Genomic DNA, 22896 nt, shown 5'->3' on the forward strand with positions numbered 1-22896 from the left:
GGGATCCGGGGCCCATCGGGCGGGGGGCGGGGTTTACGGCTCGCGAGGGGCGGGGTTCACGGCTCGCCGGGGGGCAGAGTTACGGCTTGTGGGGCGGCGGGGTTACGGCTTGCGGGCCACCCCGCCGTAGGCCCACACCCGTCTCGGGTCGGACTCGGCACCGATACCCGGGCGCCAGGAGGGCAGTTGCACCAGGCCCGGGTCGAGCAGTTCGAGGCCGGTGAAGAACTCCATGATCTCGGCATGGTCGCGGGCGACCAGGGTGACGGGGTCCCCGAAGCTGATGATCTCCCAGTCCCGGTCGGTGTCGAGGGTGAAGTCACCGGTGGCGTGGGAGAGGACCAGACAGCTGCCCGGCGCGGCCCAGTCCATGAGCCGGCGGACGATGCCGACGGGGTTCTCCAGGTCCTCGATGTAGTCCAGGACGAGGGCCAGCAGGATCGCGACCGGCCGCCCGGGGTCGAGCAGCCGCCGCAACTCCTCATGGCCCAGGAGGTCGTCGGGCGAGCGGATATCGGTCTTGACCATGGTGGTGCCGGAGACCGAGAGACGGGCCTGGCCATGGCTCGCCACGATGGGGTCGTTGTCGGCGTAGACCACTCGGGCGCGCGGATTCACGGCCTGGGCGATTTCATGCACATTCGGGTTCGCCGGCAATCCCGCGCCGATATCGAGGAATTGACTCATACCGGCGGAGGCGAGATGACGGACGGCGCGGTGAAGAAATCTCCGATTGGAGAGCGCGGTGTCGCGGACTTCCGGCGCGACTCCCAGAAATCGCTGGGCCTGCTCATAATCGGCGAGGTAATTGTCCTTACCGCCGACCAGATAGTTGTAGACCCTGGCCGGATTCGCCTGGCTGACGGCGAGACGGCCGTGGTCGGCCGGCCGCCACGCCCTTGTCCTGAGCCCGATGCCGGGTCCGCTGCTCTTCATCGTGAATCCCTTACCACTAGCACTGCCTCGCCTCGCCGCGAACGGTTCCTGATCACTGCGGATGCGGAGCCGCGCCCGGACGCCAGGTGACGGTCTCACTGGGCCCCGGTTCGGCCCAGGCGACCGGGTCCCGCGCCCACAGATGGAAGGGCAGGTCGTCATCGGCGGAGACCCGGCTGAGCTGCCCCCAGGAATACCCGCCCGAGTGGGCCGCGGCGGCCTGGAGTGCCGCTTCGAGACAGGCGCGAGCGGTGCGTTCGGCCCGGCAGGTACCGCTCGGGCCGGAACCCTCCACCCCGCCGGCGAGCTGGAAGGTGCTCCAGGCGTAGAGGAGTTCGTCCTCGATACGAGGCTGATGCTGCTGGTCGACGTTCACAGGCCCTCTCCAGACGCGTCCCTACCGGGCGGCTGTAGCGATGCGTCCAGCATGGAAGAGGGTGGATCAGCGGCGGTATACCGGCGGTAAAGCGAGGGCCGCGGCGGCTCGACCGGGTCCGCCCGGGTCGAGGTCCCCGCCGCGGCCGCATCGCGTTCCGCAAGGGAAAGGCCCTGGTCACACGCGCTGTGGCGACAAGGCGTGCGAGCAGGGCGGGCCGGTCAGCCGGCGAGCCAGGTCAGGACCTCCCGGTTGATCCGCTCGGGCGCCTCCAGGTGGAGGAAGTGCCCGGTGCCATCGATCAGTTCCATGCGCGAGCCGGCGGGGAGGTGGTCCCTCGCCCCCTGGACGACATCGGCGCCGATGCAGCCGTCGTCGGTGCCGTGCAGATACAGGATGGGGGTCTCCCCGGTGCTGGTGATGGCCTCCTGCTCGGCCGCGTACGCCGCCACATGGCGGGACGGGTCGAACAGGGCCCGGTAATAGCCGATCGCGGCGGCGAGGTTGGCCGGGTCCCGCAGGCTCTCCTTGACGTGCGCGATGTCCTCGGCGGCGTCCTGGTAGCCGGGCGACCAGTCCCGCCACAGGCCGTCGATCAGGGCCATGTCGTGCGCCGCCGCACCGGCCTCGGCCAGCGGCGTCTGGAACAGGAAGATGTAGAAGGAGCGCTTGAACTGGCCGTAGTCATAGTTGAAGAAGTCGGCCAGCACCCCGCCCAGCGGCGGCACCGACATCGTGACCGCGCGCCGCCAGCGCTCGGGGGCGCTGCCGGTGGCGCCGTACGTGGCGATGGCGCCCCAGTCGTGGCCGATGAGCACGGCGTCGCCGTCGCCGCCGAACGCCTCGTGCAGCGCGTTGGCGTCCGCGGCGATCGCCCCCGCCTGGTAGGCGCCGTCGGCGGGTATCCCGGTGGGCGCGTAGCCCCTCAGGAAGGGCGCGACGGCGTGGTAGCCCGCGTCCGCGAGCGCGGGGAGCAGATGACGCCAGGAGTGCGCGGAGTCCGGGAAGCCGTGCAAGCAGAGCGCCAATGGCGCGTCCGCCGGGCCCGCTTCGAAATACCCGAAATCAAGTCCATTTGCGTTGATGTTCTTGAGCTCTGTCACGCCCGAGGATGCTAATGCACCGTCAGGGTGCCGTCCATGTAGGGCCGGAACGGGCTGCGCACCGGGCCGGGGAAGTGGCAGACTGCGCTATACCGTCCAGAATTTCGATGACGCACCTGAGGTGTTTTCATCGGCCGAGCCCCAGGGAGGCCCGATGACCAGCCCGAGCAGCCCCGTCGCGGACCACCGCGACGCGATGATGCATCGCGGATTCCTCTATCGCGACGAGGAGGAAGTGATCGACATCTGCGTCCCGTTCCTCCGTGAGGGCCTGGAGGCGGACGACGCCGTGGCCGTCGTCGCCGCCGCCTCCAACATCGAGGCGTTGCGGGACGCCCTCGGGCAGGACGCCAAGGCGGTGCAGTTCGAGGAGGCGCTCAACTGGTACCAGCATCCGGTCAAGACCATCGCCGCCTATGACTCCTTCGTGAAGGCCGAGAAGCCCCGCCGGGTCCGGGTGATCGCCGAACCGGTGTGGCAGGGCCGTACCCCGCTCGAAGTGGTGGAGTGGGCGCGCTACGAGTCGATCGTCAACGCGGCCTTCGCCCACTCCGGCGCCCGCGCGATCTGCTGCTACGACCGGCGTCTGCTGCATCCCGAGATCCTCGCCTACGCGCGCCAGACCCACCCCGAGATCATCGACGGCCACGGGCCGGAGAAGAGCGACGCCTACACCGACCCCGGCCCGTTCAGCGCCACCTGCGACCGGCGCCCGCTGCCGTCCGCCCCGCGCGCGGCCGAGTCCGTGTCGATCGTCTCGACCGATCTGGACGCCGTGCGCGGCTTCGTCGCCGAGCGGGCGAGCCGGCACGGCATGGGCCATGACGCGCTGCGCAACATGGTCGCGGCGGTGAGCGAGGTGTCCACCACCGCGATCCGGCACGGCGGGGCCCCGGCGCGGCTGGGCACCTGGGTCCACGACGGCGATCTGGTCTGCGAGATCTCCGGCCCCGGCCACTGGTACCCGGACGCGCTGTGGGGCTTCACCCCGCCGGCCGACTCGGAGCCCGGATTCGGGCTGTGGGGCGTCCGTATGCTGTGCGACGTCGTGCAGATGCAGGCCGACGCGGACGGCACCCTCATCCGGCTGCGCACCCGGATCTGACCTCCCCGATCGACTGGGCGGCCGCTCGGCACCGCCCCGGCCGGATGCGGCCGGGGCGGTGCCGAGCGACACTGGCGTTGAGGCCGCCAGCCGTGCCGCGGAGTGCGGGTGGACGGGCCGCGATCCGTCTGGGAGGGCAGGCGATGAACACGCCCCACCGGCGCCGGGGTGCCCAGGGCACCCCGAGGGTGCGGGATCTGCCCACCCGCATCGACGCCACCGGCACCCGACGTGAGACGGACGCGCTGGGGACCGTCGAGGTCCCGGCCGACCGGTACTGGGGCGCCCAGACCCAGCGGGCCCTGGTCCACTTCGCGATCGGCGAGGACCGTATGCCCAAGGCGGTCTACCACGCCTACGGCCATGTCAAGAAGGCCGCCGCGCTGGTCAACGGCCGGGCGGGGCGACTGGCGGGATGGCGGGCGGATCTGATCGCCCATGTGGCCGACGAGGTGGTCTCCGGGGCGCTGGACGACCACTTCCCGCTGTATGTGTGGCAGTCCGGATCCGGCACCCAGACCAACATGAATGTCAACGAGGTCATCAGCAATCGCGCGATCCAGCTGGTCGGCGGCGTCATGGGCAGCAAGGACCCGGTGCACCCCAACGACCACGTCAATCTGGGCCAGTCCTCCAACGACACCTTTCCCACGGCGATGCACATCGCCGCGGTGCGCATCCTGCACGACCCCCTGCTGCCGCAGGTCAGCCTGCTCCAGGAGGCCATCGCCGCCAAGTCCCGCGCATGGTACGACGTCGTCAAGACCGGCCGCACCCATCTCCAGGACGCGGTTCCGCTCTCCGTGGGGCAGGAGTGGTCCGGCTACGCGGCCCAGCTCTCCGACGCGCTGGAGCGGCTGCGCGCCACCCTGCCGGATCTGTACCAGCTCGCCATCGGTGGCACGGCGGTCGGCACCGGTCTGGGCGTCCCCGAGGGCTTCGGCCCGGCGATGGCCCGGGAGATCGCCGGGGCCACCGGCCATCCGTTCAAGGTGGCGTCCAACTCCTTCGCGGCCATCAGCGGTGTGGACGCCATGGTGGCCGCCTCCGCCGGGCTGCGGGGCCTCGCCGTCCCCCTGATGAAGATCGCCGACGATATCCGCTGGCTCGCCTCCGGCCCGCACGGCGGGATCGGGGAACTCACACTGCCCGCGAACGAACCCGGCAGCTCCAGCATGCCCGGCAAGGTCAACCCGACGCAGTGCGAGGCCATGATGATGGTGTGCACCCAGGTGCTCTCCGACGACAACGCCGTCGCACACGCGGGCACCCGGGGCAACTTCCAGCTCAACGCGGCCCGGCCGCTCGTCATCAGCGACTTCCTGCACTCCGCCCGCATCCTCGCCGACGCCTGCGAGAAGCTGCGCGAGTACTGCGTGGAGGGCGTCCAGCTCAACCGCGAGCGGATCGACGAGTACCTCACCCGCTCGCTGATGCTGGTCACCGCGCTGGCCCCGGAGATCGGTCACGACAAGGCCGCCGCGATCGCCCGCAGGGCCGCCGTCGAGGGGACCACCCTGCGCGAGGCAGCCATCGCCAGCGGCCATATCGGCGCCGAGGACTTCGACCGCATCGTGGACCCCCGGAAGATGGCCCGCCTTCGCGACGGCTGAGCTCATCGGCACATCCCGTGCTCGGCCAGCGGCCCCACCTCCAGACCCGCGGCCCGGCACTCCGCCACCACCGTGGGCAGCGCGGCCAGCGCGGCGCGCCAGCAGCCGGTGGCCGCGGCGCGGTCGGTGTCATGCAGCAGAACGGTGGCGCCGCCGCGCAGATCGCGCCGTACGGTGGCGGCCACCGACCCCGGGGTGGCGTCCGCGGTCCAGTCGCGCCCCCAGGCCGACCAGAGGACGGGGGTGAGCCCGGCCCGTGCCGCCGCCAGCCAGCGGCCGCCGGTGAGGATGCCGTACGGCGGCCGGTACCACACCGGTGCCACGCCGGTGACCAGCCGTATCGCACGGGCGGCACGGGCGACCTCGGACGCGTCCCGGGACACCGTGGGCAGCCAGGGGCGGCTGTGGGTCCAGCCGTGGACGGCGAGCTCATGGCCCCGGCGGACGATCTCCGCGGTGGTGTGCGGGAAGCGTGTCACCCCGTCCCCCAGGACGAAGAAGGTGGCGCGGACGCCCAGTCCGTCCAGCACCTGGAGGAACCGCGGTGTGGTGCGCGGATCGGGTCCGTCGTCGAAGGTGAGGGCCACATGGTCGCACCGTCCACGGCCCGCCAGGGCGGGGAAGAGGACGCGCCGCGGCCCGGGCAGCCAGGTGCCGGCCGGTGCGAGATGCGCGGCCGCCGCGAGCAGCGCCGCGTTGCGCACCAGAACACCGGAGCGGTGGCGGGCGCTCATGGCGCTCCCCCACCGCCGGGCGCTCCGCCATTGCCGGATGTTCCGCCACCGCCGGGTGTTCCCCCACCGCCGGGGGCACTGCCACGGCCTGCCGCTCCCCCGCCGCCCGGTGCTCTCCCACCGCCGGGGACGCTCCCCCCACCTGCCGCTCCCCCACCGCCCGGTGCTCTCCCACCGCCGGGGGCACTGCCACCGCCTGCCGCTCCCCCGCCGCCCGGTGCTCCCCCACCGCCGGGGACGCTCCCCCCACCTGCCGCTCCCCCACCGCCCGGTGCTCTCCCACCGCCGGGGGCGCTCCCACCGCCGGGGGCACTGCCACCGCCGGGGGCGCTCCCACCGCCTGCCGCTCCCCCACCGCCAGGTGTTCTCCCACCGCCCGGTGCTCCCCCGCCGCCTGGTGTTCCGCCACCGGCGCCCGGGTCGCTCACCCTTCCGGGGGGCGAGACCCCGCCCTTCCGCGGCTGCTCGGGAACGGCCTGGTCCCAGGCGCCGCACATGGCGGGCGAGCGGGTCAGCCCCACGATCCCGGCCGCCATCAGCAGGATCCCGGCCACCTCGGGCACGATGCGCAGCCCCAGTTCGACGCGCTCGCCGAACAGCACCCAGCCCAGCGCGATGCTGACCAGGGCGTCGCCGAGGGTGAGCGCGGGCTGTGAGGCGGCCAGGGTGCCCGCGCGCAGGGTGCTCTGGAGCAGCAGGAAGCTCAGCAGCCCGACGACGCACACCGCGTACAGCGGCCAGTCGGTGAACACCTCGACCACTCCACCGGGGAATCGCCCGGTCATCTCCTTGATCAGCGCCGCCGTACAGGCGAAACACGCGGCGGTGGCGCTTCCGAGTGCGGCGGCGCGCGCGGCCCCGCGCAGCACCCGGGCCACCGAGATCAGGAGACCCACGGCGATGACCACCGCCACGCCCACGGGCAGCCAGCGGCCGTTCCGCGCCGTGCCGGCGCCGCTGGAGGGGTCGGCCGCCACCAGGAAGAGCGCGAGCCCGGCGGCGAGCATCGCGAACGACAGCCAGGTCCGGCCGTCCGGGCGGTGGCGGAAGACCAGACTGCCCACCACCAGGGTGAACAGCAGCTCGCTGACCAGCAGTGGCTGGACCACGGAGAGCCGTCCGACCGCCAGCGCGCCCACCTGCGCCACCGCCGACAGCATCATCGCGGCCAGCCCGGCCAGCCAGAACGGGCGGCGCAGCAGCCGTGCCAGCCGCAGCAGGTTCCGCATCGGGCCCCGGACGCCCCGCTCCTCCCGGACCTGGTCCATCGCGGCCCGCCGCTGGAGTACCGAGGCAGCGCCGTTGCCCAGGGCGGACAGCAGGGCCAGCACTACGGTCAGGACGCTCACCGGGGATCACCCGAAGCGTGAGGCCAACCGGTGGTACAGCCGTGGGGCCAGGGCCCGGACCACCGCGGGCAGCCGCATCCAGGCCGGTACGTACACCTCGTCCCGCCCGCGCTCGACGGCGTCCCAGACCGCGTCGGCGATCCGCTCGGGCGGCAGCGGACGGGGCAGCCGGCGGGTGTACGGGGTGCCGCGCCGGGCGAAGAACGGGGTGTCCACCACACCGGGGACCACATGGGTGACGCGCACTCCGGCCCGGCCCAGCTCATGACGCAGGGCGTCGGCGAAGACGCCGAGCGCCGCCTTGGCCGCGGAGTACACCGCCTCGCCGCGCACCCCGACGGTCCCGGCCACCGATCCGATCAGCACGATGTGTCCCCGCCGCTCGGCCTCCATCCGGGGCACGACCATGCGGACCAGGCGCATCGCGGCGAGCAGATCGACGCGGACCACCTGGTCGATGGCGGCGGGCGGCATCGTGGCGAAGGGGCCCGCCCAGCCCACGCCCGCCCCGGCGATCAGCAGATCCACCCGTCCGGCGGCACGGAGGGCGTCCTCGACGAGCGCCTCCGGACCCTCGGGCGCGGCCAGGTCGACGGGGAGGGCGAGGGCCGATGTCCTGGCGGCCACGCGGTCGAGCCGTTCCCGGTGGCGGCCGCTGACCAGCAGCCGCCATCCGCCCTCGGCCGCGATCCGGTCGGCGATGGCGGCCCCGATACCCGAGGAGGCACCGGTCACCAGCGCGACCCTGGTCCCGGTGGCGGCGGGGTGGCCGGTGTCCCGCACATGGCCGCGATCGAGGGGTGCGTCCGGGAGGGGGCGGATCATGACATCTCCCTGTCTCGCCGCCGACCGGCCGCTGGTCCTGGGTCACCGGCCGTCGAGCGCGCGGTTTGACGGCATGCGGAGCGGATACCTCCAGTGAGCCATGAGGAGCCGCGCCTCGCACCATCGGAGGTGGTCATGCACCCGCCGTCGGCACGTTTTCTTGTTGTGAGCGCCGGAATGGGAGCCGGACATGACGCGGTCGCCGCTGAGCTGGTCCGCAGGCTGGCGGACCGGGGCCAGGGGTCCGCCCGGGTGGATGTGCTGGAGTTGCTGCCGCACGGGATCGGGGCGGGGCTGCGTTCGTTCTATCGGACGACGATCCGCCGGGCCCCGATGGTGTACGAGGGCATCTACCGGGCGTTCTTCCGCCCCGGCAAGGGCCCCCGGCCGGGCAGCGCCCCGCTGGCCGCGCTCGCCGAGGCCCGGCTGCTGGCCCTGGTGGAGCGGGAGCGGCCGGACGTCGTCGTCCCGGTGTTCCATCTGGCCGCGCAGCTGACCGGCAGGCTCCGGGCGCGCGGGGCCCTGAGGGCGCCCAGCGCGGTCGTGGTGACCGATTTCGCGGTGCACCGCCAGTGGCTGCACCCGGGCAACGATCTGCATCTGTGTGTCACCCCGGATGCCGCGGAGGCGGTGCGCCGGGCGCTGGGCCGTCCGGCGGTGGCCACCGGACCGGTGGTGGCGGCGCGCTTCTTCGCCCCGGCGCCGGGGGCCGCGGGGTGGCGGCGTCGCTGGGGTGCGGTCGCGCCCGGGAGGCCACCGGTGCTGCTGTCCGTGGGGGCGTGGGGAGCGGGCACCCACGTGGCGGACACGGCGCGGCTGCTGTCCGGGGCGGGGTATCTGCCGGTGGTGCTGTGCGGCCGGGACGAACGGCTGCGCGCCGAGCTGTCCCGCCTGCCGGGGGTGGCGGCCCTCGGCTGGGAGCGGGACATGCCGGGGCTGCTGGCCGCGGTACGGGCCGTGGTGGACAACGCGGCCGGTCAGACCGCGCTGGAGGCGCTGGCCACCGGGGTGCCCGTGATCGGCTACCGCCCCATCCCGGGCCATGGGCGGGAGGGCGTACGGCGGATGGCCGAGCTGGGGCTCTCGGACCGCGCACGGGACTCATGGGAGCTGGTGCGGCTGCTCGATGTGGTCACCGAGCCCTCCGCGTGGCGGGAGCGCCGTATCGCGGCGGGCCGCCGGCTGTTCGCCGACGACGCCGCCGTCCGGCTGACCGATATGGTCGCCCGGACGGCGGCGTCGAGGTGAACGCCGCGGGGCTCATCCGCGAGGCTCGGCCCTTCGAGCGGCTCTGCCTTCGGGAGCCTGCCCTTCGAAGGTTCTAGCCCGCCTTCTCGACGAACTCGGTGGTGTAGGTCTTCTTCAGGTCCACCGTGGCGTTCTTCAGATTGGGGTTGAACGCCTTGAGGACGCGCTCGACGGTCGCCGGGCCGTCCGAGGGCATCACCCCGTCCTTGGTGAACATCGGCAGGGTGCTCTTGATGGCCTCCGCGTAGAGCTTCGCACCGCCCTGCGCGTAGTCGCTCGGCATCTTGGCGGCGATGTCCTCGGCCGAGTGGGTGGACATCCACTTCAGGGTCTTCACGAAGGCGTTGGCCAGCTTCTGCACCGTCTCCTTGTGGCCGTTCACCCAGTCGGTGTTCATGTAGAGCGAGGAGGACGGGTACAGGCCGCCGAGCGCCTGCTTGGAGCCCTCGGGTGTGCGCATGTCGATCAGGACCTTGCCGATCTTCTGCTCCACGATCTGGGCGACCGTCGGATCGGTCGTCATACCGCCCTGGATGGAGCCCTGCTTCAGGGCCGAGATGAAGGTCTGGCCCGCGCCGACCGCCACCGGGGTGAACTCGCTGGTCTTCACCCCGCCGTCGACCGCGAGGTACTTGGTCAGGAAGTCCGTGGACGAGCCCAGACCGGTGACCCCGAGCTTCTTGCCCTTGAAGTCCTTGGGGGACTTCATCTCGCCCGCCGCCTTGTTGGAGACCACCTCGACCTCGCCGGGGGCCTGGGCGAGCTGGACGACGGACTCCACCTGCTTGCCCTTGACCTGGAGATCGAGGGTGTGGTCGTAGAAGCCGACGACGCCCTGGACGTCGCCCGCGATCAGCGAGGTGGTGGCCTGCACCCCGGCGGGCTCGGTGAGCAGCTGGACCTTCAGGCCCTCCGACTTGAAGTAGCCGAGCCGCTGCGTGAGCATCGCCGGCATGTAGATGACCTTGTCCAGGCCACCCACCATGATCTTGACCTTGCCGTCCCCGCCCGAGTCGGAGTCACCGCCGCAGGCGGTGAGGGTGGTGAGAGCGAGCGCCGCGGCGACGGCTGCCGCGGAGAACTTGGCACTGCTGCGCATGGGTCACGTCCTTGTGAGCGGTGATGAGCTGAGAAGAGGAGGGCGGGGGCGGGGCGGGAGCCGGGGAGGGGGAGGCGGGGGACTCAGCGGTCCTCGCCCGGCTGGGCGGGCTTCCAGCGGAAGAGCCGCTTCTCCAGGAAGGTCAGCAGCCCCTCGGCGAGCAGGGCCACCACGGCGAGGATCACCATGGCGGCGTACACACCGGCGGCGTTGAAGGTGCCCTGCGAGGAGGACACCAGCAGGCCGAGCCCCTTGGTGGCGCCGATGTACTCGCCGACGATGGCGCCGATGAGGGCGAAGCCGAAGCTGACATGGAGGCTGGTGAAGATCCATGAGGTGGCGGAGGGGATCACCACCTGAAGGGTGACCTGGCGGTTGCTCGCACCGAGGATCCGGGAGTTGGCCACCAGGTTGCGGTCGACCTCCCGGGCGCCCTGGAAGGCATTGAAGAAGACGGGGAAGAAGACCAGGACGACGGCCGAGGCGACCTTCGAGGCCGGGCCGAGGCCGAACCAGATGAGGAAGATGGGCGCGAGCACGATACGCGGCAGTGCGTTGAGCACCTTGATGTACGGGCCGAGCACATCGGCGAGGAACGCGATCCGGCCGAACGCGATCCCCAGGACCACACCGGCCACGACGCCGATGCCCCAGCCCAGGAGCGCCTCGTAGAGCGTGTACCAGATCTGCTCCCACAGCGAGCCCTGTGCGGTGCCGTGCAGCGCCCACTGCTTGAGCTGGGCCCAGATCTTGGAGGGCATCGAGAAGTTGAAGGGGTCGATGACCTCGGCCCGGGACATCCATTCCCACAGCCCGATGACGCCGAGGAGCACCAGGGCGCGGGTGGACTGGACGAGGACGGCACGCTTGCGGGCCGCGCGCGCCCGGGCCGCGGAGCGGTTCGTACCGGGTGTTTTGCCGAGCGCGGGGGCGGCCTTGGCGGAGAGGGTCTCAGGCATCGACGGCACCTCGCTCACGGGTGATGCGGACCTCTTCGCCGAGCGAGGACCAGATCTCCCGGTAGATCTCCACGAACCGCGGCTCCAGCCGCACCGACTCCACCTTGCGGGGCCGGGGCAGGTCGATTTCGAAGACCTCCTTGACGGTGGCCGGTCCGGCCGTCATCACCACGACCTTGTCGGCCAGGGCGATGGACTCCTCCAGATCGTGGGTGACGAAGACGACACATGCGCCGGTCCCCGCCCACAGCTCCAGCAGTTCGTCCGACATCAGCGCACGGGTCTGCACATCGAGCGCCGAGAACGGCTCGTCCATGAGCAGGATCTCGGGGTCGTTGACGAAGGTCGACGCGAGCGCCACGCGCTTGCGCTGGCCACCCGACAGCTGATGCGGATAGCGGTCCTCGAAGGAGGAGAGGCCGACCCGGGCCAGCCACTCGCGGGCCCGCTCCTTCGCCTCAGCCTTGGGCACCCCGCGGAAGCGCGGGCCGGCCATCACATTCGACAGCACGCTCCGCCAGGGGAAGACCGCGTCCTGCTGGAAGACGAAGCCCACGTTGGAGGCGATGCCGCGGACCGGCTCACCGGCCACCAGCACCTCGCCTTCGGTGGGCTCCTCCAACCCGCTGACCAGCGTCAGTGTCGTGGACTTGCCGCAACCGGTGGGCCCGACGACGGCGACGAACTCACCGTGCCCGACGGTCAGGTCGAGATCCCTGACCGCTGTATGGAGGGCCCCGGACGGAGTCCGGAACGCCTTGCTCGTGCCCCGCAGCTCGATGGCGGGGCTGGTGTGGCTGCTCATGGCCGGGAGGCTAGGAGTGACCCGGGCCACAGCGGCAGTCTTGTGAGCACAACCCGCCCTTGCGCTCACAAACCCCGTTCTGCTCGTTTTGCTCGCGCCCGCGCAACGAAAACGCTACGGAGACTGGGCATACGCCCCCGGCGCCTTTACGGTGCGTTCACAGCACCATAAACGGACGAAGTAATACCGCTCGCGCACGGGACCGCGGGACGGGAGACAGGGGGCCTGTCATGCGTATCCGATGGCCTCGGCGTGTCTCCGGCCAGGTACTCGCCGCGCAGCTGTCCATCACCGCCGGGGTGATGGTGCTGGCGACCGCGCTGTTCCTGGCCCCGCTCAGCTCCGAGATCGACAACCAGGCGATGCACCAGGCGCTCGCCATCGCCCAGACCACCGCGGCCGATCCGGACATCGCCCGGGACCTCGCCGCCACCGAGCCCACCCCGAAGGGTCCGGTGCAGCGGGCGGCGGAGCGGATCCGCCGGGCCACCGGGGCGCTGTACATCGTGGTGATGGACTCCCGGGGCGTGCGCTGGTCGCACACCACCACCGCCCGGATCGGCGAACATGTCTCCACCGATCCGCGCGAGGCGCTCTCGGGCCGGGAGGTCCTCCAGATCGATGTGGGCACGCTCGGCCGCTCCGCCCGCGCCAAGGTGCCGCTGCACGCCCGGGACGGACGGATCATCGGGGCGGTGTCGGTGGGCATCGGCTACGGCAGCGTGCGCGACCAGCTGCTGGCGGCGGTGCCCCGGCTGCTGCTGTACGCGGGAGCGGCGCTCGGAGTGGGTGTCCTGGCGGCGATCGCCGTCTCGCGCCATCTGCGCCGCCGTACCCACGGTGTCGCGTTCGCCGATATCTCGGCGCTGCTCGACGAGCGGGAGGCGATGCTGCACGGCATCCGCGAAGGCGTCGTGGCCTTCGACCGGCAGGGCCGGATCCGCCTGGTCAACGACGAGGCCGGACGGCTGCTCGGGATCCTCCCGAACGCCACCGGCCACACCCTGGAGGAGTCCCTGCCGCCGGGCCGTACCACCGATGTGCTGGCGGGGCGGGTGGACGGCGCGGATCTGCTGACCGTCAGCGGCGGCCGGGTGCTGGTCGCCAACCGCATGCCGACCAAGGACGGCGGGGCGGTGGCCACGCTGCGCGACCGCACCGAGCTGGAGTTGCTGGGCCGCGAGCTGGACAGCACCCGTGGCCTGCTGGACGCGCTGCGCGCCCAGGACCACGAACACGCCAACCGGCTGCACACCCTGCTGGGGCTGCTGGAGCTCGGACTGCACGAGCGGGCGGCGCAGTTCGTGGCCGAGCTCACCCACGCCCGGCGCGCCTCGGCCGAGCAGATCTCCGAACGGGTGCACGATCCGCTGCTGTCGGCGCTGCTGGTCGGCAAGTCGGCCATCGTGGCCGAGCGCGGGGTCGCCCTGCGCATCTCGCCTTCGACCCTGCTGCCCGCGCGGGTGGTCGATCCGCGCGATCTGGTGACCGTGCTCGGCAACCTCATCGACAACGCGCTGGAGGCCGTGGCCGCACACCCCTCCCCCGCTCCGTCCATCGAGGTCGAGCTGAGGGCCGAGGGCACCACCGCCGTGCTGCGGGTGAGCGACACCGGCCCGGGGGTGCCACCGGGGATGCGCGAACAGATCTTCACCGAGGGCTGGTCCACCAAACCGCCCGCCCTCCCCAGCTCCCCGGAGGCCGGCCCCGGTGCCCACGAGGGGTCCGCCACGGTGTCGCCGCGCGGCCGGGGCATCGGACTGGCCCTGGTACGGCGGCTGGCCGAGCGTTACGGGGGGATGGCCCGGGTCACCGCCCGGGCCGGTGGCGGGGCGGTGTTCACCGTCGTCCTGCCCGAGGCCCTCACCGGGAACGACACACCCACTCATGAGTTCACCGCAGCAGGAGAGTCACGATGATCGACGTTCTTGTCGTGGACGACGACTTCCACGTCGCCGAGATCAACGCTGCGTATGTGGCCCAGGTGCCCGGCTACCGGGTCACCGCCCGCGCCCATACCGCCGCCCAGGCCCTCGCCACCCTCGAACGCACCCCGGTCGACCTCGTACTGCTCGACCACTATCTGCCGGACGAGACCGGGCTGACACTGGTGCGGCGGATGCGCCAGCTGGGCCACCACGCCGACGTCATCATGGTGACGGCGGCGTGTGATGTGACCACCGTCCAGGCCGCGATGCGCCATGGCGCGTTGCAGTACCTGGTCAAGCCGTTCAGCTTCGCCGGGCTGCGGGGCAAGCTGGACGCCTACGCGGGACTGCGCCGCACCCTCCAGGACGTCGGCGGGCGCGGCGAGACCGGCCAGGAGAGGGTGGACCGGATCTTCGGCGCCTTCGCGGCCGCCGACACCTCCGGTCCCTCCCTCCCCAAAGGCCACTCCGCGCCCACCGTCGACCTCATACGCCGGGTCCTGGACAAGGCCGACCATCCGCTCTCCGCCCATGAAGTGGCGGAGCGCACCGGTATCAGCCGCTCCACGGCCCAGCGCTATCTGAAGTACCTCGAGCATGCGGGCCGTATCAGCCTCACCCTCAAGTACGGGGACACCGGCCGCCCCGAACACCGCTACACATGGGTGGCGGTGAACTGACGGCACTCAGCTCGTGGCCGTGGCCTCGTACAGGCCACGACCGGAGCGCTGGGCCCGGTCCGAGGAGCGCAGCCGCTCGAGGGTGTTGCGCACCGAGTTCACATTGGTGCGGGTCTCGTCGCGGCCCAGGGCCTCGTTGACCTCCTGGGCGCGCATGGGACGGCCGGCCTTGCGCAGCGCGTTCAGCACGCTGTCGGCGAGCCCCGTGGAGCGCTCGGAGGTGGTGGCCGTCTCCTTGGCGGCGGTCTCCTTGGTGGCCTTCTCCGCTGCCTTGGTGTTCTTGGCGGGCTTCGCGGTGGCCTTGGTGGTGGCCTTCACCGTGGCCTTGGTGGACTTGGGAGCCTTCGCCGCGGTCTTCGCGGCGGTCTTCTTGGCGGCGGCGGTCTTCTTGGCCGCCGTCTTGGTGGCCCGTCCGGTGGCCGGCGCCTTGCCCGCCTTGCCCCCGCTGCGCTGGCGGCCGATGGCGGCCTTGCGGGTGGCGGCGGAGGTACGGCCGGTGGCGGCCGTGTCCTCGGTGGACTCCGGCTCGGCCTCGGCCGTGGCCTCGGCGGCGGGCTCCGCGGCCGGCTCGGCCGGGGCGGCCTCGGCCACGGGCGCCGCCACCGCGGCTGCGGCACCGTTGCCCGCCTGCTCCGGCACCGCGGAGGTGGAGAGCGCCTGAAGGCTGCTCAGGGCGGTGCTGACCGCCTCCAGCCGCTTGGTGACGGCCTCCAAATCACCCTTGAGGGCCTCCTGTTGCTTCTGGAGATGGGGGAGTTCGGCCTCCAGCACCTCGATGGTCGAACCCACACTGTTGTCCGCGCTCAACGCGTTCACTTCACTTCGTCCCCTTTCTGGGCGTCTGCGCCCATCGCAGCAGCGATTATGCCTGCTGTTCAGACGGTGCGGTGCCCTGTGTGCCACTACGCAAAACAACCACACGTGTCTCAGCACCCCATGAGAGGCCAACTTTCGGTGAAAACACACGTCTGTCACATGGCGCTCGCATAGCCGATGTCATCCGGAAGGGTGGCGCCGCAAACGCGGTGACGACGTGTCAGGCCCCCGTTTCCGGGTCGGCTTCACACGGGTGGTAGAAACACCGTACCCGTCCGAGGAAACAGAGGTAGCCCCATGAAGCTGCGCTGCGCCGTGCTCGACGACTATCAGGACGTGGCACTGTCGTCGGCCGACTGGTCGGGTGTGCTCGACGCGGTGGACGTGGTGCCGGTGCACGAGTACCTCGCCGGTGAGGACGCGGTGGCCGAGGCGATCGGGGACTGCGAGATCGTGGTCATCATGCGAGAGCGCACCCCCTTCCGCGCATCGCTGTTCGCCCGGCTGCCAAAGCTGAGGCTGCTGGTCACCACGGGGATGCGCAACGCGTCGGTCGATCTGGAGGCCGCCGCCCGCCACGGCGTCACCGTGTGCGGCACCGGCGGCGCGGCACAACCGACCGCCGAGCTCACCTGGGCGCTGATCCTGGGGCTGGCCCGCCATGTGGTGCCGGAGAGCACTGCGGTGCGGGACGGCGGACCGTGGCAGAGCACCGTCGGCACCGATCTGTACGGCCGCCGTCTGGGGTTGCTGGGGCTGGGCAGGATCGGCACCCAGGTGGCGCGAGTCGGCCGTGCCTTCGGTATGGAGGTGGCCGCGTGGAGCGCGAATCTGACGGCCGAGCGCGCGGAGGCGGCGGGGGTGCGGGCGGCCGGCTCCAAGGAGGAGCTGCTGGAGAGCAGTGACATCGTCTCGGTGCACCTGGTGCTCGGCGACCGCACCCGGGGGCTGCTGGGCGCACCCGAGCTGAGGCGGATGCGTCCCACGGCGCTCCTGGTGAACACCTCCCGCGCCGCGATCGTGGACCAGACGGCGCTCGCGCGGGCGCTGCGGGACGGCTGGATCGCGGGCGCGGCGGTCGATGTGTTCGAACACGAGCCGCTGCCGCCGGGCGACCCGTTCCGTACGCTCCCCCATCTGCTGGCCACCCCGCATCTGGGCTATGTCACCCGGGCCAACTACGAGCGGTTCTACGGCGATGTGGTGGAGGACATCCACGCCTACCTCCAGGGCGCGCCGATCCGCCGTCTGAGCCCGCCGGAACCGGCCGCCTGACGCAGCCCCGAGGAGCGCCAACGGGGCTTGTTCCAGGGCGTGTTGGGGCCGGTCGACGGCCTCGCCGACCTCGTTCGAACGTCCTGTACCTCACCACTGTCCGTCTGCCCGGGCCGAAAGCGACGCATGCCCTCCGCCCGGTGGACACTATTCCGTTTCGCCTTCGTCATACCGGACAGGCTGCCTGGCACGGACAACCCATCGGCCCGCACAACAGACCGGTGTCCGGTCCGCCGACCGGGCACCGCGGACGGAGGGAACGTGGCTCACAGCACATCTGGAACGCCCATGACCGACACGGCTTCGGCCGGACAGGACGCCCCGGGGGACGGCGACGGCGGCGAGGGGTCGGGGACACCACCGCCCAGCCGCCGTGGCATGCTCTCGGTGGCCGCGGCGGCCGGGCTCGGCCTGCTCACGGGCTGCGGCGAGGAGTCGGCCGACTCCGCCTCCGGGGCGGGCTCGCAAGGCCCCAGAAGTGCGAAGCCCTCCCCGTCCGCCACCCCGTCCAAGCCCTCCCCCTCCCCCACTCCGAAACCGCCGCCGGAGCTGCCCCGGGGCGGCCGGGAGCTGTCCCGCTACCGCCTGGTGGGCTACTGCGGACTGCCCGGGGCCGATGCGCTCGGCCGGCTCGGCATCGGGGATCTCGACGACCGTGTGCGCCAGATCGAGAAGACCGCCCGCGCCTACGCCGCGGACCGCGAACCACAGCCGGTGCTCGAACTCCTCGCGACCGTCGCCAACAGCTCCGCGGGCCCCGACGGCAGCTATCGCTCGCGCACCTCCCCCGACACCATCCGCCGCTTCCACGACGCGGCCAAGCGCCATCGTGCCCTGCTGCTGCTGAACATCCAGCCGGGCCGGGCATCGGTGCTCGGCGAGGTCAAGGCGTTGCGCGAATGGCTGGTCCACCCGGATGTCGGCATAGCGCTGGACCCGGAGTGGGAGATGGGTCCGGGCGAGGTGCCGGGGAACACCTACGGCCGGACCAGCGGCAAGGAGCTCACCGATGTGGCCCGCTATCTCTCCGGGATCGTCGCCGAACACGATCTGCCGCAGAAGCCGCTCGTCTTCCACCAGGTGGCCGTGTCCGTCGTCCAGGACCAGTCCGCGCTGCGCCCGCAGCCGGGTGTGGTGTTCATCAAGAGCGCGGACGGCATCGGTTCACCGGGGATGAAGCGCGACACCTGGCGGCAGCTGGTCAAGAACCAGCCCGAGGGTGTGCACACCGGCTTCAAACTCTTCTACGAGGAGGACGCCGAGGGGAGCCGGCTGATGACCCCGGAGGAGGTGCTGGCCCTGCGGCCACGCCCCGATTACGTCATGTTCGAGTGACCGCGGCGGCCCGCGCCACGGACGCGGCCGCCCCCGGCCGGAAGGCGGCCGGGGGCGGCTGAGGCTGCGATGGGGAGGGTGTTCAGGGGCGTGGCGCCGTCTGCACGGTGAGTGGTTCGTGGGTGGCGACGTCGCCGGGGCCGCGGCGGGTGAAACGCATGGCCACACAGGCACCCGCGTACAGCACCGCCACGACCAGCAGCAGTGCCTGATAGCCGGTGAGCAGGGCCAGATACTCCAGGGTGCCGCCGAACAGGGAGCCCAGCAGATTGGCGCCGAACGCCGAGGTGGGGTCGGAGGCCGCCGCCAGCCGGTCGGAGAAGATGAGGTTGGCGCAGAAGATGGGGGCGAAGGCCAGCGCGATCGCGGCGGCCAGCCGGGGGGCGAAGGGCAGCCCCAGCACCAGATGGGACGGGATCAGCCAGGCGATCGCGAGGCTGGAGAAGAGCATCAGCTGTAGCACCAGCTGGTTGACCCGGCGCAATCTGCGCCGGACCTCCACCGCGCACAGCACGGCGAGCAGCACACCCGCGAAGACCATGGCGTTGACCAGCCAGGTGGTGCCGAAGTAGAGGGCGAACCCGATCACGTTCTTGGTCTCCAGCAGCATGAACGCCGCGCCGAGCAGGAACATGTCCACATAGCGGGCGGTACCCCTCAGCCGGACCCCGGTCAGCCGTACCGACACCAGCGTCACCAGCAGGATCGCGCCCAGCACCCCGATGTAGAGGGTGGGGATGGTGCGGTGCAGCAGATAGGGGAAGGGGTGGTCGTCACCGGCGGCCGAGGGCACCGGGCCCGAGGGACGCCATACGGAGGCGGTGCAGGACTGGTCGCTCGAGGTGACACCGGCCACCAGGATGGCCGCCTTCTTGCCTCCGTAGTGGGTGATGCAGGGGGCGTGTCCGAAGACGGAGGTGAGCGAGGAGCCGAACCGGTCGATGAGCCAGTTCTGGCGGTAGTAGTTGTACATGGCGAACGCGCCGCCGGGGGCGAGGTGGCGGTGCGCCGCCTCGAACGCCTGCCGGGTGAACAGATAGCTCTCCAGGCGTAGGTTGCTGGCGCCCGACACCAGGGTCAGGGAGTCCGGCAGGGCGAGGACGACCAGGTCGTAGCGGGTCTTGGTGCGCTCGAGGAAGGCCCGGCCGTCGTTGATGTGCACATGCACCCGGGGGTTGTCATAGGGCCGGGCCGGATGCAGTGACGCGCCGATCTCCTGTAGCCGGGGGTCGATCTCCACCGCGTCCACCCGCTGGGCGCCGTGGGCGAGCGCCATCGCCACGTCGTTGCCGTTGCCCGCCCCGATGACCAGCACCCGGCGGTGGGAGTTCTTCGGTGTCTCGCGGTAGGGCTGCTCGTACGGGGAGTCGGGGCGTCTGAGCACCTTCAGCGGGGCGATGGACTGGTGCGGTACACCGTTGGCGGAGATCTTGTAGTCCCGGCTGCCCGAGGTCGGCTTGGTGACCTCGATCTTGTAGTAGGGGGACCAGGAGATGCCGCTGGCCGCCGTCTCCAGGGCCAGGATGGCCACCATCAACGCCAGCGGAACCGTGTATCTGATGGTGTTGCGGCGGCCGCCGAGGGTCAGCAGCGCCACCGCGGCGATCACACCCCACACCACCGACGGTGCGCGCAGCCAGGAGAGCAGCGCGAAGGACACCGAACCGGTGAGCGACCCCAGCAGGTCGAAGCGGTACGCCTCCAGGGAGGGCAGCTTACGGAACTGATCGGCCGTCATCTTTCCGATGGCCATCATGATGAGCGCGGTCAGTCCGAAGAGCACCGGCAGGGTCACCCACTGGGGCAGACCGGTGGTCTTCACGGCGGTGAAGTAGATGACCTCGCCGCTGGTCTGCCGCACCTGCACGGGGAACTCCCGTACCAGCACCACGAGAACGGCGAGCGGGACGGGTGTCCAGCGGGTGAGCCACTGCCCACGGCCCGCGGGCAGCAGGAATCCCAGGCCGATCCCGAGGAACGAGCCCAAGAGGATGAAGTTCGAGAAATAACTCAGATGGACGATATTGGCGCCGGTCCACCGGATCAGCGCGAGCTCGACGAAGAGCATGGTGGCGCTGGCCAGCAGCAGCCTCGCGCGCACGTTTTGCGGTCCTGGGCTGTGCTCCATGCCGGCCACGCTGTCATCCGGGGCGGAGCAGGTCGAGCACCCACACGGCCCGTGCGCGTCGGCCGGATGGCGGGCGTCCGGCGCATCGGGAAACGCTCCCGGCCGCTCGCCTTCCGGCCGCGTGACGCCTCGCCACCCCGCCTCCGCCGGGGCCGTCGGCGCAGGTCAGCCGCGTGGCATGGGGTGCGGTGCGACGGCCGTGCGCAGTGGCGCCGTCATGCCGTGGCACACCTCCCCGGTCGGCTCCCCGCGCCACCGCGGTACGGCGTTCGGGTCATGGCCCGCGCGGTGTCCGTCACCTGCCCGGGCCAACGCCGGACGCCCGCGCGGCGGAGGCGGCGGGAGACGGCGGAGCGGGTCGGCGCCGCGAGCGTGTGGCGATGGCCGTCGCCGCGGCCAGGGTCCCGGCGAGCACGCCCCAGGCGACGATGTCGCCGGTACGGGAGTACGGGGTGGGCGAGCCGTGGGTGGGAACGTCGGCGTACCAGATGCCCGAGTCGGTGGTGGTGTCCTTCGTGGACAGCGGCCGTCCGGTGGCGTCGTAGGCCCCGGACTGGCCGTTGAAGTCCTGGCGGACCAGCGCGTAGCCGTTCTCGATCGCGCGCAGCCCGGCCATGGCGGTGTGGGTGCGCCCCATCTCCGGCCAGTCGCCGCCGGGGACGAGGACGATGTCGGCGTCGATGTGGGTGTCCGCCGGGAAGTCGGCGTCGTAGCAGATGAGGTTGGCCAGCCGTCCGTAGGGAGTGTCGACGACCGGTACGCGCCCGTCGCCGGGCGTGTAGATCTCCAGCCCGGGGATGGGCCGGGCCTTCTCGTAGTCCCACAGCTTCGTGCCGTCGGGGCCGAAGAGATGTGTCTCGTCCCTGCCGTGGGGCGCGTCCGGCAGATACGTCAGGTCGGCCACCAGGAGATAGATGTTGTGCGCGGCCGCCGCCTCCGACGCCTGGCGCAGATAGGCGCCATGGTCCTCGTCGGCCACCCGCGCGGCGTTCTCCGACCAGACGACGATCCGCGCGCCGGCCGCGGCCGCCCGGGCGGTCTGGCGGAAGAGGTCGTCCAGGAGCGGTTGCGCGGCCCGGCGCACATCGGCCCGGTCGACGCGGCGCGGGTCGGTGACGTCGAGCCGGGACGCGCCGTGCACCGCCGTCTCCGCGTCGATGGCCGCCTGGCTCGGATTGATGCCGGCGACCTTGACGGTGTCGCCTCCGGTGCCGGTGAACACCATGCGCACCTGTCCGCCGACGACGATCAGCGCGACGGCCGCGGCGTAGAGGGCGGCCCAGCGCAGCGCGGTCCGGTGTGCGCCCCGGTCCCGGACCAGATTGCCGATCGTCGCCGCCGCGCCGATGAGGAACGCGATGACATACGGCCCGCCGAGCGCGGTGATCTGGAGGAGCGCCGTGCTCGAGTGCTGGGAGGCGGCCCGCATGCCGTAGGCGGTGCCGAACGGGCCGAAGGTGCCGAGGAGGAATTCCACGGACATGGCCGCGGCGGGGAACAGCAGCACCCTGCCGAGGGTGCCGGTGCGCGGAGCGAGCAGCCGGTCGACGACGTACGGCAGACCGTAGGCGATCCCGAAGGCCACGTCCCCCAGCAAAGTGAGCCAGGTGATGGGGACGGCGAGTTCGGCCATCCACGCCGCGGCCGATACCACCGTCACGGCGAACACCGCCGGCAGGCCCACGAGCGGGCGGGTGTGGCGCAGGAAGCGGATGAGGAGCAGCGGCGCCACCCATGCGGCCAGGGGCACGTCGAACCGGCCGCCGACGGACAGCAGGGACGCCGCGGCGCCGCCCCACAGGCACAGCCACGGGTATCGAGCGCCGGCGGGCACCAGCGGTCCGAGTGATTCTGACATCGGGCACTCCTGTAGCGCGGGCCGTGTCCGCACAGAACGGCCCGCATCGATGTGTACAATGCCCACATTGAATGATGGAGGTGTGGGCACTGTCAACATCAACCGGCTCGGGCTATCACCACGGGGATCTGCGAGCGGCCCTGCTCGACTCCGCCCTGGCACTCCTCGACACCGAGGGTCCGGGCGAGCTGTCGCTGCGCGCGGTCGCCCGGCATGCGGGGGTGTCCCCGAACGCCCCCTACCGCCACTATCGCGACAAGGAGACGCTGCTCGCCGCCCTCGCCACCCGGGGCTACACGGAGCTGGGCGAACGCCTCGCCGAGGCCGCCCCCGGAGACGATCCCGGCGCGGAAATCGTGGCCATGGCGTGCACGGCGGTCGACTACGCGCTCGACCACCCCGGGGTGTACCGCCTGATGTTCGGGCAGTCGTGCAGCACCCACCCCGACGCCATCGCCGCCTCCGACGCGGCGATGGCCTTCGTGGCGGACCGCATCGCGGCCGTCGCGGCACCGGAGCGGCGCGAGGCGCTGCTCACCGGCATCTGGTCGCTCGTCCACGGGCTCAGCACACTGCTGCTCGACGAACGGCTCGGCGCGCGGACGCGCACCGAGGCCGATGCCCTGGTGGAAACGGTCGTACGCACCATGCTGGGCACCGGCCTCGAACGGCCGGACGGGGAATCCGGAGCGGGGTGAACCCCCCTTCGGTCAGCGGACGTTCA

The 22896-nt window shown here is 71.7% G+C and carries 19 protein-coding genes and 1 pseudogene; 8 read left to right on the forward strand and 12 right to left on the reverse strand.

The genetic code is table 11. From position 1 onward, the window contains the following. Positions 1-102: 102 nt before the first annotated feature. The 3 genes from AB0E24_RS21705 to AB0E24_RS21715 form a co-directional block, all read right to left on the reverse strand. Positions 103-936, reverse strand: coding sequence for an SAM-dependent methyltransferase (locus AB0E24_RS21705; protein WP_359379102.1), 834 nt, complete (start codon positions 934-936; stop codon positions 103-105). Between the two features lie 52 nt (positions 937-988). Next, positions 989-1312: a hypothetical protein gene (locus AB0E24_RS21710; RefSeq protein ID WP_069862250.1), complete on the reverse strand. Its 324-nt coding sequence runs from the start codon at positions 1310-1312 to the stop codon at positions 989-991. A gap of 221 nt (positions 1313-1533) precedes the next feature. Continuing rightward, positions 1534-2415, reverse strand: coding sequence for an alpha/beta fold hydrolase (locus tag AB0E24_RS21715; protein WP_069862248.1), 882 nt, complete (start codon positions 2413-2415; stop codon positions 1534-1536). A gap of 154 nt (positions 2416-2569) precedes the next feature. Here AB0E24_RS21715 and AB0E24_RS21720 point away from each other — a divergent pair, with 154 nt between their 5' ends. Then, positions 2570-3520 (forward strand): anti-sigma factor RsbA family regulatory protein, encoded by a 951-nt coding sequence (locus AB0E24_RS21720; RefSeq protein WP_069862246.1) that lies wholly within the window; start codon positions 2570-2572, stop codon positions 3518-3520. A gap of 143 nt (positions 3521-3663) precedes the next feature. Next, the gene (locus AB0E24_RS21725) at positions 3664-5133 is read left to right on the forward strand and encodes a class II fumarate hydratase (protein WP_359379106.1); all 1470 of its coding nucleotides are present in this window, start codon (positions 3664-3666) and stop codon (positions 5131-5133) included. A 2-nt stretch (positions 5134-5135) separates the two neighbouring features. Here the strand turns inward: AB0E24_RS21725 and AB0E24_RS21730 are convergent, their stop codons facing one another. The 3 genes and pseudogenes from AB0E24_RS21730 to AB0E24_RS21740 all read right to left on the reverse strand — a co-directional run bounded on the left by AB0E24_RS21730 (position 5136) and on the right by AB0E24_RS21740 (position 8041). Continuing rightward, positions 5136-5867: a polysaccharide deacetylase family protein gene (locus AB0E24_RS21730; RefSeq protein ID WP_435865306.1), complete on the reverse strand. Its 732-nt coding sequence runs from the start codon at positions 5865-5867 to the stop codon at positions 5136-5138. A gap of 464 nt (positions 5868-6331) precedes the next feature. After that, positions 6332-7216: pseudogene (locus AB0E24_RS21735) on the reverse strand (DMT family transporter); the annotation flags it as partial. Positions 7217-7222: 6 nt separating this feature from the next. Beyond that, entirely contained in the window at positions 7223-8041 is an 819-nt protein-coding gene (locus AB0E24_RS21740) for an SDR family NAD(P)-dependent oxidoreductase (RefSeq protein ID WP_102933478.1), read from the reverse strand. 135 nt (positions 8042-8176) lie between these two features. Here AB0E24_RS21740 and AB0E24_RS21745 point away from each other — a divergent pair, with 135 nt between their 5' ends. Then, the gene (locus AB0E24_RS21745; RefSeq protein WP_435865307.1) at positions 8177-9289 is read left to right on the forward strand and encodes an MGDG synthase family glycosyltransferase; all 1113 of its coding nucleotides are present in this window, start codon (positions 8177-8179) and stop codon (positions 9287-9289) included. Between the two features lie 73 nt (positions 9290-9362). Here the strand turns inward: AB0E24_RS21745 and AB0E24_RS21750 are convergent, their stop codons facing one another. From AB0E24_RS21750 to AB0E24_RS21760, 3 genes are all read right to left on the reverse strand, one after another. Continuing rightward, on the reverse strand, positions 9363-10388 hold the full coding sequence (locus AB0E24_RS21750) for an ABC transporter substrate-binding protein (protein WP_069862236.1): 1026 nt from the start codon (positions 10386-10388) through the stop codon (positions 9363-9365). An 83-nt stretch (positions 10389-10471) separates the two neighbouring features. Continuing rightward, positions 10472-11347, reverse strand: a complete 876-nt coding sequence (locus AB0E24_RS21755) for an ABC transporter permease (RefSeq protein ID WP_069863058.1) — start codon at positions 11345-11347, stop codon at positions 10472-10474. Continuing rightward, positions 11340-12152: an ABC transporter ATP-binding protein gene (locus AB0E24_RS21760; protein WP_069862229.1), complete on the reverse strand. Its 813-nt coding sequence runs from the start codon at positions 12150-12152 to the stop codon at positions 11340-11342. Before AB0E24_RS21760 ends, AB0E24_RS21755 begins: the two co-directional genes overlap by 8 nt. 230 nt (positions 12153-12382) lie before the next feature. On the opposite strand from AB0E24_RS21760, the gene AB0E24_RS21765 reads away from it, so the two are divergent. Together AB0E24_RS21765 and AB0E24_RS21770 are read left to right on the forward strand one after the other, a co-directional pair. Next, positions 12383-14071, forward strand: coding sequence for an ATP-binding protein (locus AB0E24_RS21765; RefSeq protein WP_069862227.1), 1689 nt, complete (start codon positions 12383-12385; stop codon positions 14069-14071). Further along, positions 14068-14760, forward strand: coding sequence for a response regulator (locus AB0E24_RS21770; RefSeq protein ID WP_069862225.1), 693 nt, complete (start codon positions 14068-14070; stop codon positions 14758-14760). The genes AB0E24_RS21765 and AB0E24_RS21770 overlap by 4 nt, the downstream gene beginning before the upstream one ends. 6 nt (positions 14761-14766) lie before the next feature. Here AB0E24_RS21770 and AB0E24_RS21775 read toward each other — a convergent pair whose 3' ends face one another. Then, positions 14767-15576 (reverse strand): prephenate dehydrogenase, encoded by an 810-nt coding sequence (locus AB0E24_RS21775; RefSeq protein ID WP_100808370.1) that lies wholly within the window; start codon positions 15574-15576, stop codon positions 14767-14769. Between the two features lie 297 nt (positions 15577-15873). Here AB0E24_RS21775 and AB0E24_RS21780 point away from each other — a divergent pair, with 297 nt between their 5' ends. Next, on the forward strand, positions 15874-16851 hold the full coding sequence (locus AB0E24_RS21780; protein WP_069862222.1) for a D-2-hydroxyacid dehydrogenase family protein: 978 nt from the start codon (positions 15874-15876) through the stop codon (positions 16849-16851). Positions 16852-17139: 288 nt separating this feature from the next. After that, the gene (locus AB0E24_RS21785) at positions 17140-18186 is read left to right on the forward strand and encodes a hypothetical protein (RefSeq protein WP_359379118.1); all 1047 of its coding nucleotides are present in this window, start codon (positions 17140-17142) and stop codon (positions 18184-18186) included. 82 nt (positions 18187-18268) lie between these two features. Here the strand turns inward: AB0E24_RS21785 and AB0E24_RS21790 are convergent, their stop codons facing one another. Beyond that, positions 18269-20287, reverse strand: a complete 2019-nt coding sequence (locus AB0E24_RS21790) for a spermine/spermidine synthase domain-containing protein (protein ID WP_231981600.1) — start codon at positions 20285-20287, stop codon at positions 18269-18271. A 322-nt stretch (positions 20288-20609) separates the two neighbouring features. Next, entirely contained in the window at positions 20610-22172 is a 1563-nt protein-coding gene (locus AB0E24_RS21795) for a nitrilase-related carbon-nitrogen hydrolase (RefSeq protein ID WP_359379121.1), read from the reverse strand. A gap of 71 nt (positions 22173-22243) precedes the next feature. On the opposite strand from AB0E24_RS21795, the gene AB0E24_RS21800 reads away from it, so the two are divergent. Further along, the gene (locus tag AB0E24_RS21800) at positions 22244-22870 is read left to right on the forward strand and encodes a TetR/AcrR family transcriptional regulator (RefSeq protein ID WP_359379124.1); all 627 of its coding nucleotides are present in this window, start codon (positions 22244-22246) and stop codon (positions 22868-22870) included. Positions 22871-22896 lie beyond the last annotated feature (26 nt).

The organism is Streptomyces malaysiensis subsp. malaysiensis, assembly GCF_040653035.1.
In the GTDB taxonomy this organism is placed as follows: domain Bacteria; phylum Actinomycetota; class Actinomycetes; order Streptomycetales; family Streptomycetaceae; genus Streptomyces; species Streptomyces malaysiensis.